This window comes from Spirosoma luteum DSM 19990 (assembly GCF_000374065.1).
Lineage (GTDB): Bacteria > Bacteroidota > Bacteroidia > Cytophagales > Spirosomataceae > Spirosoma > Spirosoma luteum.
Genome location: NZ_KB893255.1, coordinates 81940 through 99252, shown reverse-complemented (window position 1 = coordinate 99252; position 17313 = coordinate 81940). Strand labels below are relative to the sequence as shown.

Here is a 17313-nt window from a genome sequence, read left to right as displayed (position 1 = left end):
CGGGATGAGTCAAATTCGTTTTTCTGCGGGGACTTCGACCGGCTCCGCCATGGCTGTAAGTTTACCAGCGCCGGCGGGTGCCCGTCGTGCTTACCTGAATTGGCGGGGTCTCAACCCAGCCGTAAAATTCATCTGAACGTTAGTTGCAAACTTAATCCTGTAGTGGATCCAACTGTATAAATCAAATCTTCCGCTTTAGCTCAAAATGCTGACCCAGGTAGAGTCGGCGAACCTGCTCGTCGTTGGCCAGGTCTTCAGCGCTGCCCTGTTTCAAAATCTTCCCTTCGAAGAGTAAGTAAGCCCGGTCTGTAATGGAGAGGGTTTCGTTTACGTTGTGGTCGGTTATGAGGATGCCGATGTTGCGGTGTTTGAGTTTGGCCACAATACTCTGAATATCCTCTACGGCAATGGGGTCGACCCCGGCAAAGGGTTCGTCAAGCAGGATGAATTTTGGGTCTACGGCCAGCGCACGGGCAATTTCGGTGCGTCGGCGTTCGCCACCGGAGAGCACTTTTCCCTTGCTCTTCCGAACGTGGGTCAGGCTGAATTCTTCCAGTAGTTCTTCCACTTTGTCTTTCCGCTCCCGCTTGGGGGTACTACTCATTTCGAGCACAGCCAGCACGTTTTCCTCCACCGTCAGGTCCCGGAAGATGGAGGCTTCCTGCGCCAGGTAGCCCAGTCCCAGCCGTGCCCGTTTGTACATGGGGAGGTCAGTTACGTCGGTATCGTCAATAAAAACCTTGCCGCTATTGGGTTTCACCAGCCCAACGGCCATATAGAACGACGTCGTTTTACCGGCACCATTAGGACCCAGCAGCCCAACGATTTCGCCCGTTTCGACCTGGTACGACACGTTATTGTTCACCAGCCGCGACCCGTATTTTTTAATCAGATTTTCGGTTCTTAGAATCATACATTCATTGGTGAGCCAATCGGATGGGTGAGTATTGACCAGCCAATTGATCAGCTACATTTCACATCCTTGAGCATCAGTTGCAGCGAGACGTTCCCATTATAAACGTTTTGCTCGACCTGGTAGCAGATGGAGAACGGTTTATGGGCCTGTAACTGGTCGGCGAGGTGTCCGAAACCGAACCCAATCGCCCAGAAATTACGGCCCGAACTACCCTGACGGACGTTTATTTTTAGGTGTTTTTCTTTCATAACAATTGGTTCGCTCACCAGGTACACATCCTCCGTCATAAACGTAGGTTGCGGGTTATGCGGCCCAAAAGGGCCCATCTGCTTCACAATCCTGACCAGCTTATCGCTGATTTCACTGAAATCCAGCGGCAGGTCGATGTCAATCAAGGGAGTCAGGTGTTCTTCTTTGATGGTGCGGGCTACCACTTCCTCAAACTTCTGCCGAAATGCGTCGATATTGTCGATGGGCATGGTCATCCCGGCGGCAAAGGTGTGGCCACCAAATTGCTCCAGTAAATCGGCGCAGGCTTCAATGGCTTCGTACACATCAAACCCCGGCACCGACCGTGCCGACCCGGCCGCTTTATCGTTCGACTGCGTCAGGATAATCGTAGGCCGGTGGAAATGCTCGATGCACCGCGACGCCACAATACCAATAACCCCTTTATGCCACGTAGCATCGTACAAAACCGTGCTTTTGGCCTGTGTTAGGGCCTCGTTTTGCCGAATCATCTCCAGTGCCTGCTCCGTCATACTGCTGTCGAACTCCCGGCGGCTGGTATTGTGTTTATTGATAGCCATCGCAAACTCATCGGCTTCCACTTCCGATTCGGCCAGCAGCAGTTGTACGGCGGCTTTGGCATGCTGAATCCGACCGGCGGCATTGATGCGGGGTCCCAAGCCGAAAACCACATTGGTAATGTCCAGTTCCCGCGTAAAACCCGCTATCTTGATTAACGCTTTTAATCCAGTACGTGGTGCCGTATTAAGAACTTTTAAGCCATAGTGCGCCATCACCCGGTTCTCCCCCGTAACGGGCACAATATCCGACGCGATGCTAACCGCCACCAGATCAAGGCAGGGGTAGAGGTGCTCCAAATCAATATTTTTGTAGAGGCAAAAGGCATGGAGCAGTTTAAAGCCAACCCCGCAGCCGCTCAGTTCTTTGTACGGGTACTGGCAATCGTCCCGCTTGGGGTCCAGCACGGCGGCTGCATCGGGTAGTTCGGAACCGGGGCGGTGGTGGTCGCAGATAATGAAATCGACGCCGAGGGTTTTCGCTTCGGCTATGCGCTCGACGGATTTTATGCCGCAGTCGAGCGCGATAATCAGCGAGAAGCCGTTTTCTGCCGCCCAATGAATCCCCTGCTGCGAAATACCGTACCCTTCCTTGTAGCGGTCAGGAATGTAATAATCTATATTTGGGTGATAGTTTTTCAGAAAACCGTAAACCAGTGCTACCGATGTGGTTCCGTCGACGTCATAATCGCCGTAAATCAGGATTTTTTCTTCCCGTTCGGGCAGCATAGCCATCTGCAACCTGGCAATGGCCCGGTCCATATCCTTCATATCGAACGGATTATGCAGGTGGCCAATTTCCGGCCGGAAAAACAGCCGGGCCTCTTCATACGTGGTTACACCACGCTGCACCAGCAGGGCCGAGAGGAATGAACTGATGCGCAACGACTGGGTTAATGACTCGATAGCCGACCGTTGGTCCGAAGAATCGGGAAAGGGTTTGGTAATCCATCGTTTGAGCGGGGGCGGTGGCTGGGCTATCATATTTGCAAGATAAATCCGTTTTTACTAAAACCGTTCGTTTATGTTCTATTTGCTGTCAATAATCAGCCTGCTCTTTGCCAATATGACGCCAGTACCCGATCCGCCAAAAGCCCGGCTATTGGTTGATATCCAAAATGTTACTTCCCGAAACGGATCCGTTTTTGTGGCGTTGTTCAAACCAGGTAAGGATTTTCCGGAGGGTAAACCGATAGAAGGGAAGAAAGTCGAGGCTTCGGCATCCAGTGTTCAGATTGCCTTTTCGGTGGAGCCGGGAAATTACGCCCTTGCCCTTTTTCACGATATGAACAGCAACGGGAAAATGGATAAAAACATGTTTGGTATTCCTAAGGAACCGTACGGATTCAGTAATGATTTTCGGCCTAAATTTTCCGTGCCTAAGTTCAGCGACTGTCAGTTTAGTGTTGGTGAAGGGGGGAGAACGGTCCGTATCAACCTGGAGCCGTTCTGATTAGCCACCAGAAGAGCGAACCTGTCCGGCTGGTGGCAGGCGTTGAAAAGTCAAACAATAAAATCAGATAGATTCGGGTACCGAATTTTTCCGTACCTTTGACTGGCAAATAACACAACCTGCTATTTGCTCATGAGCTTAGATACCAGTAAGTTTCTTTACGAAGCACTTACCTACGACGACGTACTGCTCCTGCCTTCCTATTCGGAGGTTCTTCCCCGCGATACGCAAACCACTACCCAGCTTACCCGTACGATCAGCCTGAACATTCCCATCATTTCGGCGGCAATGGACACGGTTACCGAATCGGCACTGGCCATTGCTATGGCGCAGGAGGGCGGTATTGGGATTATCCACAAAAATATGAGCGTAGAGGCTCAGGCCGACCAGGTCCGCAAGGTCAAACGCTCGGAAAGCGGCATGATCATTGACCCCATCACGCTGCTCGAAACCGCTACCCTGGGCGACGCGCACAAGATTATGCGCGAGTTCAAAATCGGGGGTATCCCGGTTGTCGATGAATCCGGCAAACTGGTGGGTATCGTAACGAATCGTGACCTGCGGTTTCAGCACGATATGGCCAAGCCCGTTACGGATGTGATGACCCGCGAAAAGCTGATTACGGCCCGCGAAGGACTCACGCTGGAAGAAGCAGAGAGCATTTTGCAGCAACACCGCATCGAGAAACTGCCCATCGTCAATGATGATTACCGGTTGGTGGGGCTGATTACCTACAAAGACATTCTGAAGAAGAAAAGCCACCCCAATGCCTGCAAAGATGAACTGGGTCGGCTACGCGTCGGGGCTGCCGTGGGCGTTACTGCCGATTATATCCAGCGAATTGAAGCCCTGGTCAAGGCTGGTGTCGATGTAATCAGTGTAGATACAGCTCATGGCCATCATATTGGGGTTTTGAACGCTGTCAGAACAATTAAAGAGCGTTTCCCGAAACTCCAGGTCATTGCCGGTAACGTAGCCACGGGCGAGGGAGCCAAAGCCCTTGCCGATGCCGGGGCCGACGCGGTGAAAGTGGGCGTAGGGCCGGGCAGTATCTGTACTACCCGCATCATTGCCGGTATTGGGATGCCGCAGCTAACGGCGGTATACGAAGCCGCCAAAGCGTTGCAGGGAACGGGCGTTCCGATTGTGGCCGATGGGGGTATTCGTTTTTCGGGTGATATAACGAAAGCTATTGCTGGGGGCGCCAGTACCGTCATGATTGGCTCACTGCTGGCCGGTACCGAAGAATCCCCCGGCGAAGTAGTCCTGTACGAAGGTCGTCGGTTTAAGACTTACCGGGGTATGGGGTCGGTGGAAGCGATGGAAGACGGCTCGAAGGACCGGTATTTTCAGGATGCGGAAGACGACATCAAAAAGCTCGTTCCCGAAGGCATCGTCGGTCGGGTTCCTATTAAAGGCAAACTCTCAGAGATTATTTATCAAATGGTCGGTGGGCTGAAAGCGGGTATGGGCTACTGTGGAGCGGCCGATATGACTGCGTTGCAACAGGCTAAGTTTGTCAAGATTACTACCGCCGGTTCGCGCGAAAGCCACCCCCACGATATCTCCATTCAGAAAGAAGCCCCGAACTATACGGTTCGGTAAAAAATAATAGCCTTCGGGAAGGTACTAACCTTCCCGAAGGCTACTGTACTACGTGCGAGTCGATGTAGGCTAAGCGTTCTTCGCGGGTCTGGGTCGCATCGGTTACGATGAACGGGCAGACGGTACAGGCCGACGGGCCTGACTGCTGATGCCATCGGCACTGCAACCGGATAGCGCAATTCGGTAGACTGGTCGATGCCGCAAGGTGTTGATTGACCGACATGACCCTGTCAATAACCCCGCATCGACCGCCCTGCCATTGATTGCACCCTGATTTGACGCATCGGTTGGCAAATCGAAAGTGCTTTTCGGGTTCATCGACAGCGGCTATTGCTTCGGTCAATTCCGGCGTTAGCCGTTCCGGTTCCGACAGCATTCGCACCGCTTGGTCGGGGCCGACAACGCCCAGCAGCAACGCGCCTTCTTCGGCGCGTGCACTGGGGCATAGGGTGGTGCTGGGAGTTACCATATTAGCCGCGAATCTGGATTCCTTTCTGCAACTGCTGCTGCTGAACGTCGATCTCGGCAGGTGTGATTTTAAAATCTTTCCCAAGTGCTTTGATCCAGTAACCCCGCCAGCGAAGCGATGGAAGCACAACGTAGGGAGTGCCATTCCCCCCGGCAAATGGACCACGACTTCCGCCACCATCCGGACCGTCATCACCATCCGGGTCGTCGGGGTTGGGGTACCCGGCCAGGGTGGATGCTACCACCGACTGGATGCCGGATGCAATTTTCTTTTCGAGGGCAGCCGGAAGTTTCAGGCCACTGAGCAGCACGTGAAATTCGCTGCCTTTACTGTCTTTGGACGTTTCCATTTTTTGAGAAGTTATTTAGGTGTAAAAACTTCATCAAAAGTCGGCTCCTTTCCTTCAGGATTATAGCGAAAAAATACGGAATGATAGACCCGTAAAAGTCCTGATTTTTAGTCGGGCATAAGTACGCAGATTAATCAAATCACCCCGTGAAAACACTCGTTATGGGTAAAGCAAGTACTGTTTGCGGAGTTTTTTGAAGTTGGTTAAGCCCGGCTCCCAACTCTGCCTGATTTCGGCTTCGGGTGTGCCTGCCATGATTTGTCGTTTGAGGTTTTCAGTGCCTGCCAGTTTGTCGAAGTTGCCAATTTCCCTGCTCTGACTCTGATCAAAGAAGCGGGCTTTGTCCGGGTAAGCCTTGTACATCTCCATCAGCCAGCTCAGGTTCAATTGTTTCGTATTCCGGAGTTTGTTGGTGTCATAGTGCCGCAAATCCAGACCAAAGCACTCCATGTCCTGATGGAGTGGTGCTTCTTTCATCCCTTTTATGGAAATGGGCCGGAACGAAAACGAATATTGCCCGCGCAGGGCCGGTGCGCCCAGTACGGTAAAGGGCATGTAGGTGCCCCGACCCTGGCTTATAATCGTTCCCTCGAACAGGCAAATGCTGGGGTAAAGTAATATTGACTGCTGGGTATTGAGGTTAGGCGAGGGCGCAACGGGTAACGTGTACGGCTTGTCGTGGGTGTAGTTGGCAACCCGGATAATCCGCAGTTTGCATTTGGCCTTATTGGGTATACAGCCTTCGCCATTGATCAACTGAGCGAACTCGGCAATCGTCAGGCCATGCGTAATGGGAATACGGTGCATCCCGATGCCCGAATGCAGGTGATCTTCTAAAATAGGCCCATCCACTACGTATCCATTGGGATTGGGGCGATCCAGAATCATCAATTCCTTCTGGTTTTCGGCGCAGGCTTCCATCACATAGTTCAGCGTATTGATGTACGTGTAAAAGCGGGCACCCACATCCTGAATGTCATAGATTAGTACGTCGATATCGGCCAGTTGTTCGCGCGATGGCTTTCGGTTTTTACCGTACAGCGAAATGACCGGGATGCCCGTTTTTGCGTCTACTTCGTCGGCCACCTTCGTGCCATTGCTGGCATTGCCCCTAAAACCATGTTCGGGACCAAAAACCTTAACAATCTGAATGCCCAGGCTCAGTAAACTGTCGGGGCTGGGTTTGTTGCCGATGATAGACGTCTGATTTACCACCATGCCTACCCGTTTGCCCTTGAGATAATGCAGGTACAGATTCGTCTGGTCGGCCCCTGTCAGGATAGTAGCCGCCGTTGGTTCGGTTTGGACAGTAGGAATGGTGATCCGGTAGGCTGGTAAGAATAAGGCCAGAAAGCCGGTTAAGCAGAATACTGAAACCGAAGGCAGTATTGTCCGGAGATGTTTCATGATGGGGATGCAGTTGATTCGATAAAAGTAAGCGATAGCCTGCTTCTAATGGCCCGTAAAAAAGTACGCATCCGTATGAGTGACAAGTAGTTGTTTAGGCTCCCTGCATCAGCGTTAGCCAGGCGTCCTGTACGTTGTTCTCGGCCAGGAGTTGCTTTGCCCGGAGGTGTAATAAATCGGGTAGATACTGACAGCCGTTCCGGGCTTCATCGAACAACGCATCCAGAACGCCCGATTTCCCAAACGCCTTTACGTCATCGGCCGTTGGTAAGCTGGCAACGCTGCCTAATTTCCCCAGATCATTGCCCGATAAGATAGCACTGCTGCAAATAGCTGCCGGCATCTGATCGACGCCAATCCCGGTTTTTGGGCGGGCTACTTCAAACAACGCACTACCCTGCGCCCGGCAATACCAATCTCCCCCCATACGGCTAACGAGGTCAATCTTGTGGGGATCAATAACGCCGGTTTCATTGAAAATGGCGTCGTGGAAATGCGCCATCACTACTTCGCAGATAATGAGGTGGCTGGAACCCGGCGAATCGTTTCCGGTAGGTATAACCTGCTTCACAATGCACTCATAGGCAGCGGGCGATTCGGCCACGCGGGGCGGACGAATCGTTGTTGATGGGACAGCCGTAAAGCCCGCTTTCTCAAACTCATTGACACCCCGGTCAAATTCGGCACTGGTCAGCGACATCTGTTCGACCATTGCGTAGTTTACACTATTGATCACGACTTCGCCCACTTCTTCCACGTTGAGCAATGTGTGTTTCTTCTGGCCATGCCGGTTAATGGTCGGGGCAAAAACCAGGGTGGGCGGGTTGTAGCCAAACACGTTGAAGAAACTGAACGGACTCAGATTGACCTGTCCGCTGGCATCTATCGTACTGGCAAAAGCAATGGGGCGCGGGCCTATCGAGCCGATCATGTACCGGTAAAAATCGGCGGGTTGTAAATCGGTTGGGTTAACTGTTTTCATGAGTAAATAAGGCCGGTTGCGGGCCCAAGTTCAAGGCTATTTCCGTCTTTTTGAACAAATGCCCGTAACGTTACCGTATCACCATCGGCCAAAAAGGTCCGCATACCGGTATCACTCAACGCTATGGCGCGTTCGCCGTTCCAGGTCAGTTCCAGCAGCGAACCACACGAATTGGGCAGGGTGCCCGAAATAGTGCCGGTGGCCAGCACATCGCCAACGTTCAGGTTGCATCCCCCAACGGTATGATGGGCAATCATCTGGGCAAAATTCCAGTATAGATTCCGGGCGTTGGTCCGGCAAATGCAAATAGCCTCACCATCGGCCGGTTGCAGCCAAACTTCCAGGTCAATGTCAAAATGACCCGGCTTATGTATCTGAAGGTAGGGGAGGGGTGCTGGCTCCTGTACTGGCCCTGCTATGCGAACGGGTTCCAGTTCGTAGAAAGGCAATACCCAGGCGGATAGAGTAGAGCCGAAGTTTTTTCCCAGAAACGGCCCGAGTGGCTGGTACTCCCACCGCTGAATATCCCGCGCCGACCAGTCGTTGAATACCGCAACGCCAAATATATAATCCTCCGCATCCTCCACCGGAACAGGCTCTCCAAAAGCTGACTGTTTGCCAATAATCAACCCCAGTTCCAGTTCGAAATCCAGTGCCCGCGTCGGACACAGTACGGGGTTTTTACCGTTCTCCTCCATAAACTGGCCGGTTGGTCGGCGGATGGGCGTTCCCGACACAACGATGGACGATGCCCGGCCATGATACGCCACGGGCATGTGTTTGTAATTAGGGGGGAGGGGAGGGCCGTCGGGACGGAAAATACGCCCAACATTTTCGGCGTGATGAATACCCGCGTAAAAATCAGTATAGTCACCAACACTGACCGGCAGATGCATCTGCGCTTTCGACTCGGGTACAAAAACCTGCTCCTGGATATCGGCCAGCGCAATGGCATCGTTCGCTAATAATGCATTGATACGCTGCCCGATGGTTTGATGAATTGCCTGACCGAGACGGATAAAATCGTTCAATACCGGCTTCAGGAAAACGTGTTCATCAATGGGTATTGACCCAAAATGTCCCAACAAACGGACCTTTTCGAGGTCAAGTATGCGGTCCCGGTATTTGAAACCTACTTGGGGATTAGCATTGTCGTAACTGAAAATTCCGTACATAAGGGAGGGGAACGGGTGTTTTGGCGACCCGGTTATTCACTCACGTTGGTATAAATAGAGTCCATAATCCGGATAAAGTGCTGATAGTCGTCATCGCTCAGATTACCCCAGCCTTTGCGTCGCATGGCCGACACAACGGGCAACACTTCCCGGTATTTGGCTTCACCGGCTTCGGTCAGAAAAACCAGAAACTTACGCCGGTCGGTGTCGGCCATTTGGCGTTCGGTTAGGCCTTTCTGACTTAGTAAGTCGATGATGCGCGTTACGGTAGGGGCATCTTTGGTCGTCATCTCCGCAATGGTATTCTGACTAATGCCGGGATTGCGGTAAAGATGGTCTATAATTACCCATTGGTCGACGGTCAGCTCAAAGCCAGCCTCGTTGAACTGCTTCTGGAGGGCATTCCTGATTTTCTTGATGGTGGTGTCAATCTTAAAGAAGTAAGCCCGCGAATCAGATGGGTGCGTCATAGTAAAATAGATCATTCATTATCATTTGCTACGCGTCATCAATAGTCACTTTTTCAACAAACGACGGAGCAGCGGAGCTAATGACGCGAAACTACTGACTAATGACCAGAAACCGCTCCAGCGTCGCTTCAATTTCGGGGACGGAATGAAACAGTTGTTCGTACGACTCGATAACGAAGTACTGCTCCTGAAAATGGTCGATGATGTACGGTGTTCTTAAAAGCGTAGCTACATCATACGGGAGCCGTCTGGGAATATCGCTTTCCAGACTGTAAACGGTTTCTCCGGGCGAGGATAAAATGCCGCCCCCATAAATGCGCAGCCCTTCCGCTCCGAGGGCCGCATTCTCTTGTATCAGCCCGAACTCAACGGTGTACCAGTATAGCCGGGAAATCATGTCAATGGCTTCCTCATGCTCCACAAAGCGCAGGGCAATACGGCTCAGTGCGGCCAGGAAACCGCAGAAATGCTGGTTCGTCAGCACCGGCACGTGGCCGAAGGTGTCGTGAAACATATCCGGCTCGGGCAGGTAATCCAGCTGGTCGCGGGTACGCAGCCAGGTCGTGGCCGGAAACTGCCGGTCGGCCATCAGCTCAAAGAATTCCCGGTTGCCAATCAACCCCGGTACGGCCACCACGCGCCACCCCGTTATGGGCAGCAAACGCGGGTTGAGGTCGCGCTCGAAGTTGGGAATGTGACTATTGGGAAACCCCGTGGCCACAATCCCATCCATGTATGCCTGACTGGCCCGCCCCGGCAAACGCTCCATTTGCCGGTCGAACAGTAGTTTCCAGACGGCCTGTTCGTCTTCGGTGTATTTTTCGTATTGTTGAGTCATTTTTCGTAGAGACGCAAGTATGCGTCTCATATGCGACAGCAAAAGCCATCCGGTCAGGAGACGCAATTATGCGTCTCTACAAGTTTATAATGTTCCCCGCAGGGCCTGTTCGCGTTCGATGGCTTCAAATAAGGCCTTGAAGTTTCCCTTGCCGAAAGATTTGGCGCCTTTGCGCTGGATGATTTCAAAAAACAGCGTGGGACGCGGGCAAATCGGTTTCGTGAAAATCTGGAGTAAATACCCTTCCTCGTCGCGGTCGGCCAGAATACCGAGTGGGCGCAGGGTGGCAATTTCCTCGTCAATGGGGCCAATGCGGTCGGCCAGATTATCGTAATAGACATCCGGCACGGTCAGGAACTCAACGCCCCGGTCGCGGAGGGCCAGAACGGTTTCCACAATGTTATCCGTGGCAACAGCAATGTGCTGAATACCGGGACCACCGTAAAAATCCAAGTACTCTTCAATCTGCGACTTCTTTTTACCTTCGGCGGGTTCGTTGATGGGGAACTTCACGCGCCCGTTGCCATTGGTCATCACCTTACTCATCAGGGCCGTGTAATCGGTCGAAATGTCTTTGTCATCGAACGATACGAGTTGCTGGAATCCCATTACATCGTGGTAGAACGTCATCCACTCATTCATTTCGTGCCAGCCCACATTGCCCACCATATGGTCTACGTATTTCAGCCCGGCATCGGTGGGTTGATACATGGGTGTCCAGGGCTCGTAGCCGGGCAGGAAAACGCCTGAATACTCAGTCCGTTCCACAAATACATGAACCGTATCGCCATAGGTATGAATCCCTGATCGAACTACGTAGCCGTGGTCGTCCTGCTCCCGGGTGGGGTGCATGTACGGGTTGGCTCCCCGGCTAACGGTTTCGTCAAATGCCCGCCGGGCATCATCTACCCACAGGGCCACTACCCGAACGCCGTCGCCGTGCTGGTCAAGGTGGTTCCCAATTTCGGTGTCGCCGTGCAGGGGTGAGGTCAGCACCAGCCGGATTTTGCCCTGCTGTACCACGTACGATTCACGGTCGCGCAAGCCGGTTGCCAGTCCCGCGTGGGCGACAGGCTGGAAGCCAAACGCTGTTTGAAAATAATGGGCCGACTGGCGGGCGTTACCTACGTATAATTCAATGTAATCTGTGCCGTTCAGGGGCAGGAAATCCTGACCCGTTTCTGATTTTACTAATTCGAGTGCTTCCATGATTGTTGATGTTTGGTTTGTAGCGACGCGATACCTCGCGTCTTCTGTGCGTCAGCCATTCCAAGCCTGGGAAAAATCGTCCGGTGTGGAGAGACACGAGGTATCGCGTCGCTACGCTATCCATGATTTATAGTATACCCCATCGTCAATGGCCATTGCCTGTTCCGTCAGCATGAGCGGGCGGAAGGTGTCGACCATTACGGCGTATTCCTGGGTTTCTTTTTTGCCGATGCTTCGTTCCATGGCACCGGGTGCGGGGCCGTGTGGAATACCACCGGGATGCAGGGTAATGTGCCCCTGTTTGATGTCGTTCCGGCTCATAAAATCGCCATCGACGTAATAGATAACTTCGTCGGAGTCGATGTTCGAGTGGTTGTAAGGTGCCGGAATGGCCTGCGGGTGGTAGTCGTATAAACGCGGGACGAACGAGCAAACCACAAACGAATCGGTCTGAAACGTTTGATGAACCGGGGGCGGTTGGTGAACGCGCCCCGTAATGGGTTCAAAGTTGAAAATCGAAAACCCATACGGGTAATTGTACCCATCCCAGCCTACCACATCGAACGGATGCGATGCGTATACCAGTGAATGCAGCGACCCCTGCTTTTTAATTTTCATCAGAAAATCCCCGGTTTCGTCGTGCGTTTCCAGCGCGTTTGGCCGAATGATGTCCCGCTCGCAAAAGGGGGCGTGTTCGAGCATCTGCCCAAAATGATTGCGGTACCGTTTGGGTGTGTAAATGGGCGTACGCGACTCGACGTACAATAATTTATTGTCGGCAGTGTCGAAGGCAATCTGGTAAATAATCCCGCGCGGGATGATCAGGTAATCGCCGTACTGAAAGGGAATAGTCCCAAACAGCGTCCGTAGTTTACCCGACCCCCGATGCACGAACAGCAGTTCATCGGCATCCGCATTTTTGTAGAAATACGCCGTCAATGACTGGCGGGGTGCAGCCAGCCCAAAAATAAGGTCGTTGTTGACTAGTAAAGGTACCCGGCTTTCGATAAAATCATCGGCGGGCGGTACATCGAATCCGATTAACTTCCGGGCCATCATGTTTTTCTGAACGGCCAGTTTGGGGGTCATGTCTACGCTTTCCTGTACTTCGCGCACCATCGTTGGCCGGTGAACGTGGTACAGCAGTGACGACATCCCATCGAAGCCGATGGTGCCGAATAACTGCTCGTAATAAAACGGGCCTTCTGATTCCCGACTGGTTTCACCCGAAGCGTTCACCGGGCGGGGGAACTGCGTATGCCGTTTGGGAGGAATCTGACCGAGGGTGTGGTAAAATGGCATGCTATTTATTTGTTAAGACAACTATTGTTTAACACACAATTATAACGCAAACTGTAGAAAATAGTATCTTGTTTAGAAGATTTTTTATTATTTGTGGTTCCTGCAGGTGGAGAAGCTGCCTGTAAAGTTTAAATGGCACAGGCCAGCCCTTTTTCCTAATTTTGGCCGGGCAACGCTTGCCGGGCAACGTTTGCTGCACAACATTGCAAAAGAATGCGTCTCTGCCAATATTGGCCGGAGTTGACAACTGATTACAGAAACATTTGACTATGCAACCAACTCTTTTAATCCTGGCGGCCGGTATGGGCAGTCGCTACGGTGGTGTTAAACAGCTCGACCAGTTTGGGCCAAACGGTGAAACCATTATCGATTACTCCCTTTTTGATGCTATTCGGGCCGGGTTCGGCAAGGTCGTGTTCATTATCCGGGAAGAACTTCGGGCTGATTTTAAAGAGGTCTTTGACGAGAAACTGGCCGGGAAACTGGATGTCGACTATGCCATCCAGGCACTCGACTCGTACGTGCCGGAGATAGTGGGTCAGGTAAGGCGCACGAAGCCTTGGGGAACAGGCCATGCTATGCTCTGCGCCAAAGATCATACTGATACGCCGTTCGCGGTCATTAACGCCGACGACTTTTACGGGCTGGAAGCGTTCGAATTAATCAGCAATTTTCTGAAAACCAACACCGACGACCAACTACACGCGATGGTAGGGTACGAAGTGAAAAACACACTGTCGGAAAACGGGTCGGTGTCGCGGGGCGTGTGCGACGTGGATGCCAACGGAAACCTGATAACGGTAATCGAACGCACCAAAATTTACGAAAAGGAAATGGCGCCCGCCGACCGGCAGATTATCTTTGAAGAGGGGGACGAGTTTACCCCACTTGCGCCCAATACGCCCGTTTCGATGAATTTCTGGGGATTCAAACCCAGCGTTTTCCCGTTGGTACAACATCAATTCGAGAGCTACGCAATGGCGAATATCAACGCGCCAAAAGCGGAATTCTACATTCCCACGGTCATGAGCAATCTCATCCAGACCCAAACGGGACGCTGTAAAGTTTTTCGCAGTAGTTCCGAATGGTTTGGGGTGACCTACCCGGACGATAAGCCAACCGTACAGGCCGCGCTCAAACATCTGCACGACGAGGGTAAGTACCCGGCTAGGTTGTGGGAGTAGGGTTTACGGTTTATGGCTGGCTGACGCCTAAGCACTTCACGCGTCAGCCAACCATAAACTTACTTACCGTAGTGTCGCCTATATTATTCGCGGCTGTGTTGACAGTGTCGGCGGCTGCTTTTCCTGGTAGCCCCATCTTAATGTCAGGAACGGAGTAAGAGAAACAGGACAATGGCCCCCGGTAACAGGAGTAACCAGGGACGCTACCTGTTGCCGGGGGCCGCTGACGTATCCTCATTGCTGATATACGTAGGAAACGTTACGGGGGTAACGGATTCAGCGGGCGGCACATTGGTAGCGGGCATTGTATCTACTGTCGACGGTACCACCGGTTCAGGCACTGTGGCGGGTGAAACGAGCTCCGCTACTGGAACGGGTGGAGAAAACGGGTCCGCCGGCGTTGCTGTTGGGATGTCTGGTATACTGTCCAGTGCAGCCAAAGTCCCTAATCCGGGCAGGAAGCCAGTCAACGAACTAAGACCCAATGGGAGTGCCTCCTGTACGCTGTCTGCCTGACTCATGAGTAGCCCATTTAGTCCCGAAACGCCCGTATCTCCATTGGCCATTTCTTTACCCAGTACATTAAACAGCACCGGCCCGGCAACACTCATCAGCGAGGAGGCCGACGTTTGGCTAATGCCACTGTACGCAGATAAACCCGCAGTAATGGCACTGGTTCTATCGCCAAACAGACTATGAACCATACCTGCACCCATTGAGCGCATTCGTTCTGCTTGCAGGTCATCCGCCAGTATGGTGTCCAGATTGCCAGACAGTCCCCTAACTGGCTCCGTAATATCCCCCGCTGTGTAGTCGGGAGTGGTTGCCTGACCAATCATGTCCATAATTAACCCGTTACCACCCGGCTCAGCCGATTTTTGTATGATGCCACTCATAAGTATAGGTAGTGCTCCGCCGAAGGCTTTTTGCGTGTTATCCTGGTCTTCGCCAAGCATCGTACTAACCTGACTTACAACATCATCGGTGAGGTAATTTTTAGTTGAATCCAACAAGTTTACTGACATGGAAATAGGTGTTTAAAGGGTTGATGGCTTGTGCGTTATGATGCTGATACCTAACCTAATAGTAAGACATATGAGTTGCCAATTGTTTGTAATGGACAGATCCACCACGCAAAAATAGCCCTTCGATTTAGGCGAAGGGCTATAAACGGCTTGCAGCCAGCGGCTTTTGCAGCTCACCGGCTGATATACTTATTATGACGCTGGGTGGCATCCTAATTCCCCGGACAGCCATCAGCGAATTAAGCGGCTGTTAGCCGCAAGAACTCTTCATGAAGTCGAATAATCTGGGGAAGCAGCAAAGTGCTTTCATCATTGTCGAGGATGTAATCGGCCAGTTCTCCGCGTTCCGTGTCGCTAATCTGACGGGCCATGATGTTGTGTATCTCTACCTCGGAGCGGTGCGGGTCGCGCTTCCGAATACGGGCCACGCGCAGGCCGACGGGAGCCTGTACCACAATCACTTTGTCGAGCGTGTTGCCATCACCAGCGGCTTTCATCAACGCTGCTTCTTTAATGATATAGGGTTTGTTGGTTTGCTGATTCACCCAGACCTGCGTGTCGGCCAGCACGCGTGGATGAATAACGGCATTCAGAGCCAGTAATAAGTCCGGGTCGGTAAAGACCTGCGAGGCTACCCACGCCCGGTTATAGTGACCGGCTACATCGTATGAATTTGGGCCAAGCACCCGTCTGATATCGGCCTTAAGGATGGGGTCATGCTCCGTAAGCCATTTGGCCCGTCCGTCGGCTTCGTAGACTGGAATACCCAGCGATTGAAAGACCTGGCAAACAACGCTTTTGCCGGAGCCAATACCGCCTGTTACACCAATCTGGAGGGGATGTTTCATACTGAAGTTGCTGGTGCTGATTCGGTTGCTGGCTCTTTGCAGTGGTTGACAGTTGCCCTGAATCAACTAGTAAGCCAAGACACTACCGCTGCTTTTTCTTGACTGGTACGGGCTCTTTGACCGGTGCCGGCTTCTCAACGGGAGCAGGAGGGGGCGGTGTTGCTGGTAAAGGCGACAATAACTCTCCAACCTCAAAGCTAACCGCCACCCGGTCGGTGCTGGGGTGCAGGAGCGGGTGACGGAGTTGATTCAGTGGCAACTCCTCGTCGTAGTTTTCGGTAATACGTTTGCGGGGTATCCTGACCAGAATCGAATCGGGGAGCCCCCGTACCAGACTGGTCGGCCCATCAATCTCAATGGTGCGCGGGGTAAGGTTAATGACGCTGGTTACGGCAAAACGCGGAGCAAGGTCAATATGCGTACTATCCGCTACCAGCTGAATGGTTTTAGTCATGCGCCGGTCAAAATCCAGGTCGAGTCTATCGGTCAGGATGTAATTAACGCGTAACTTTTTGGTATGCTCCGTCAGGGCTGCGGTGATGGACGATGGATTGATTACCGATGCCCGGAGGGGGTTCCTGACCACATAATTCACCGGATCGACCTGGAAAGGCAACCACGAATGACGAAGCAGTCCCCACCCATCACTTGATACATTGACGCGCACTGTACGGGGCAGGGGAGAGGTAGGTATAAAAAGCGAGTCGTCGTAAACGAACTGAATGGGGTAATCCACATTCATGGTATAGCCCTGTTTGTTGAGCGCATTCAATATCCAGAACAACGTAGCCGCTACCAGACACAACAGCACCTTCGTTGGCTGAAACGTGCGGTTGTCTGGGGTATGGGTGTTCACAAAGGAAGGGGATGTACGCAAACGGAAAAGTGTGGATACTGCGGTCGGAACAGAACGATGCAATCCCGTTTTGGGTAGTTTAGGTCGATTACTTTTTCTCTTCTTCAGCCGGCTTTATTGTTGCTTCGCGGGAAATGGACGTTTTCTCAAAAGTCATTTTAACCCCCCGATCTACTTCGAGTACAACCGTTGTGGCATCGACTGATGCAATCCGGCCGTGCATCCCGCCAATGGTAACTACGTTATCCCCTTTTTTAAGACTATCGACAAACCCCTTCTGATCCTTCTGCTTCTTTTGCTGCGGACGAATCATGAAGAAGTAAAAGATACCAATAATGCCCACCCACAGCAACACGTTGTAAATCATGGACGTGTTGGAATCGGTGGGGGCCTGTAATAAAATCAAATACATAGTCTGG

Annotated in this window: 18 protein-coding genes; 3 read left to right on the top strand and 15 right to left on the bottom strand. The window is 52.2% G+C overall.

Annotated elements, in window-relative coordinates; genetic code table 11:
• Positions 1–181: 181 nt before the first annotated feature.
• Entirely contained in the window at positions 182–913 is a 732-nt protein-coding gene (lptB, locus tag B156_RS0112425) for an LPS export ABC transporter ATP-binding protein (protein ID WP_018620048.1), read from the bottom strand.
• A 50-nt stretch (positions 914–963) separates the two neighbouring features.
• Entirely contained in the window at positions 964–2706 is a 1743-nt protein-coding gene (recJ, locus tag B156_RS0112420; RefSeq protein WP_018620047.1) for a single-stranded-DNA-specific exonuclease RecJ, read from the bottom strand.
• A 40-nt stretch (positions 2707–2746) separates the two neighbouring features.
• On the opposite strand from recJ, the gene B156_RS29125 reads away from it, so the two are divergent.
• Both B156_RS29125 and guaB read left to right on the top strand, forming a co-directional pair.
• Positions 2747–3175, top strand: a complete 429-nt coding sequence (locus tag B156_RS29125; protein ID WP_018620046.1) for a DUF2141 domain-containing protein — start codon at positions 2747–2749, stop codon at positions 3173–3175.
• A gap of 132 nt (positions 3176–3307) precedes the next feature.
• A complete protein-coding gene (gene guaB, locus B156_RS0112410; RefSeq protein ID WP_018620045.1) occupies positions 3308–4780 on the top strand; it encodes an IMP dehydrogenase in 1473 nt (490 codons plus the stop codon).
• 40 nt (positions 4781–4820) lie between these two features.
• On the opposite strand, the gene B156_RS29120 is transcribed toward guaB, so the two are convergent.
• From B156_RS29120 to B156_RS0112360, 9 genes are all read right to left on the bottom strand, one after another.
• A complete protein-coding gene (locus B156_RS29120; protein ID WP_018620044.1) occupies positions 4821–5249 on the bottom strand; it encodes a hypothetical protein in 429 nt (142 codons plus the stop codon).
• A 1-nt stretch (position 5250) separates the two neighbouring features.
• On the bottom strand, positions 5251–5598 hold the full coding sequence (locus B156_RS0112400; protein WP_018620043.1) for a hypothetical protein: 348 nt from the start codon (positions 5596–5598) through the stop codon (positions 5251–5253).
• 159 nt (positions 5599–5757) lie between these two features.
• The gene (locus tag B156_RS0112395; RefSeq protein WP_018620042.1) at positions 5758–7005 is read right to left on the bottom strand and encodes an exo-beta-N-acetylmuramidase NamZ family protein; all 1248 of its coding nucleotides are present in this window, start codon (positions 7003–7005) and stop codon (positions 5758–5760) included.
• Between the two features lie 94 nt (positions 7006–7099).
• Complete coding sequence (locus B156_RS0112385; protein ID WP_018620041.1) at positions 7100–7987, bottom strand: flavin reductase family protein; 888 nt, start codon at positions 7985–7987, stop codon at positions 7100–7102.
• On the bottom strand, positions 7984–9162 hold the full coding sequence (gene fahA, locus B156_RS0112380) for a fumarylacetoacetase (protein WP_018620040.1): 1179 nt from the start codon (positions 9160–9162) through the stop codon (positions 7984–7986). The genes B156_RS0112385 and fahA overlap by 4 nt, the downstream gene beginning before the upstream one ends.
• A 32-nt stretch (positions 9163–9194) precedes the next feature.
• On the bottom strand, positions 9195–9632 hold the full coding sequence (locus B156_RS0112375; RefSeq protein WP_026260795.1) for a MarR family winged helix-turn-helix transcriptional regulator: 438 nt from the start codon (positions 9630–9632) through the stop codon (positions 9195–9197).
• Between the two features lie 91 nt (positions 9633–9723).
• A complete protein-coding gene (gene phhA, locus B156_RS0112370) occupies positions 9724–10470 on the bottom strand; it encodes a phenylalanine 4-monooxygenase (protein WP_018620038.1) in 747 nt (248 codons plus the stop codon).
• An 84-nt stretch (positions 10471–10554) separates the two neighbouring features.
• Positions 10555–11679 carry a 4-hydroxyphenylpyruvate dioxygenase gene (hppD, locus tag B156_RS0112365; protein ID WP_018620037.1) on the bottom strand — a complete coding sequence of 375 codons (1125 nt, stop codon included), beginning with the start codon at positions 11677–11679 and terminating at the stop codon, positions 10555–10557.
• 111 nt (positions 11680–11790) lie between these two features.
• Positions 11791–12981 (bottom strand): homogentisate 1,2-dioxygenase, encoded by a 1191-nt coding sequence (locus tag B156_RS0112360; protein ID WP_018620036.1) that lies wholly within the window; start codon positions 12979–12981, stop codon positions 11791–11793.
• 269 nt (positions 12982–13250) lie between these two features.
• On the opposite strand from B156_RS0112360, the gene B156_RS0112355 reads away from it, so the two are divergent.
• Positions 13251–14165 carry a nucleotidyltransferase family protein gene (locus B156_RS0112355; RefSeq protein ID WP_026260794.1) on the top strand — a complete coding sequence of 305 codons (915 nt, stop codon included), beginning with the start codon at positions 13251–13253 and terminating at the stop codon, positions 14163–14165.
• Between the two features lie 203 nt (positions 14166–14368).
• Here B156_RS0112355 and B156_RS0112350 read toward each other — a convergent pair whose 3' ends face one another.
• From B156_RS0112350 to yajC, 4 genes are all read right to left on the bottom strand, one after another.
• Positions 14369–15190: a DUF937 domain-containing protein gene (locus tag B156_RS0112350; protein WP_018620034.1), complete on the bottom strand. Its 822-nt coding sequence runs from the start codon at positions 15188–15190 to the stop codon at positions 14369–14371.
• A 239-nt stretch (positions 15191–15429) separates the two neighbouring features.
• Positions 15430–16038, bottom strand: coding sequence for a dephospho-CoA kinase (gene coaE, locus B156_RS0112345; RefSeq protein WP_018620033.1), 609 nt, complete (start codon positions 16036–16038; stop codon positions 15430–15432).
• Positions 16039–16120: 82 nt separating this feature from the next.
• The gene (locus tag B156_RS0112340) at positions 16121–16894 is read right to left on the bottom strand and encodes a YbbR-like domain-containing protein (protein WP_018620032.1); all 774 of its coding nucleotides are present in this window, start codon (positions 16892–16894) and stop codon (positions 16121–16123) included.
• Positions 16895–16982: 88 nt separating this feature from the next.
• Positions 16983–17306 carry a preprotein translocase subunit YajC gene (yajC, locus tag B156_RS0112335; protein WP_018620031.1) on the bottom strand — a complete coding sequence of 108 codons (324 nt, stop codon included), beginning with the start codon at positions 17304–17306 and terminating at the stop codon, positions 16983–16985.
• Positions 17307–17313: the final 7 nt, after the last annotated feature.

Excerpts from the sequence above, each read along its gene's own strand:
- B156_RS0112385 (WP_018620041.1), bottom strand. The coding sequence starts at position 7,987 with ATGAAAACAGTTAACCCAACCGATTTACAACCCGCCGATTTTTACCGG.
- B156_RS0112395 (WP_018620042.1), bottom strand. The coding sequence starts at position 7,005 with ATGAAACATCTCCGGACAATACTGCCTTCGGTTTCAGTATTCTGCTTA.
- B156_RS0112350 (WP_018620034.1), bottom strand. The coding sequence starts at position 15,190 with ATGTCAGTAAACTTGTTGGATTCAACTAAAAATTACCTCACCGATGAT.
- recJ (WP_018620047.1), bottom strand. The coding sequence starts at position 2,706 with ATGATAGCCCAGCCACCGCCCCCGCTCAAACGATGGATTACCAAACCC.
- B156_RS29125 (WP_018620046.1), top strand. The coding sequence starts at position 2,747 with ATGTTCTATTTGCTGTCAATAATCAGCCTGCTCTTTGCCAATATGACG.
- fahA (WP_018620040.1), bottom strand. The coding sequence starts at position 9,162 with ATGTACGGAATTTTCAGTTACGACAATGCTAATCCCCAAGTAGGTTTC.
- yajC (WP_018620031.1), bottom strand. The coding sequence starts at position 17,306 with ATGTATTTGATTTTATTACAGGCCCCCACCGATTCCAACACGTCCATG.
- B156_RS29120 (WP_018620044.1), bottom strand. The coding sequence starts at position 5,249 with ATGGTAACTCCCAGCACCACCCTATGCCCCAGTGCACGCGCCGAAGAA.
- guaB (WP_018620045.1), top strand. The coding sequence starts at position 3,308 with ATGAGCTTAGATACCAGTAAGTTTCTTTACGAAGCACTTACCTACGAC.
- lptB (WP_018620048.1), bottom strand. The coding sequence starts at position 913 with ATGATTCTAAGAACCGAAAATCTGATTAAAAAATACGGGTCGCGGCTG.
- B156_RS0112360 (WP_018620036.1), bottom strand. The coding sequence starts at position 12,981 with ATGCCATTTTACCACACCCTCGGTCAGATTCCTCCCAAACGGCATACG.
- hppD (WP_018620037.1), bottom strand. The coding sequence starts at position 11,679 with ATGGAAGCACTCGAATTAGTAAAATCAGAAACGGGTCAGGATTTCCTG.
- coaE (WP_018620033.1), bottom strand. The coding sequence starts at position 16,038 with ATGAAACATCCCCTCCAGATTGGTGTAACAGGCGGTATTGGCTCCGGC.
- B156_RS0112400 (WP_018620043.1), bottom strand. The coding sequence starts at position 5,598 with ATGGAAACGTCCAAAGACAGTAAAGGCAGCGAATTTCACGTGCTGCTC.
- B156_RS0112355 (WP_026260794.1), top strand. The coding sequence starts at position 13,251 with ATGCAACCAACTCTTTTAATCCTGGCGGCCGGTATGGGCAGTCGCTAC.
- B156_RS0112375 (WP_026260795.1), bottom strand. The coding sequence starts at position 9,632 with ATGACGCACCCATCTGATTCGCGGGCTTACTTCTTTAAGATTGACACC.
- phhA (WP_018620038.1), bottom strand. The coding sequence starts at position 10,470 with ATGACTCAACAATACGAAAAATACACCGAAGACGAACAGGCCGTCTGG.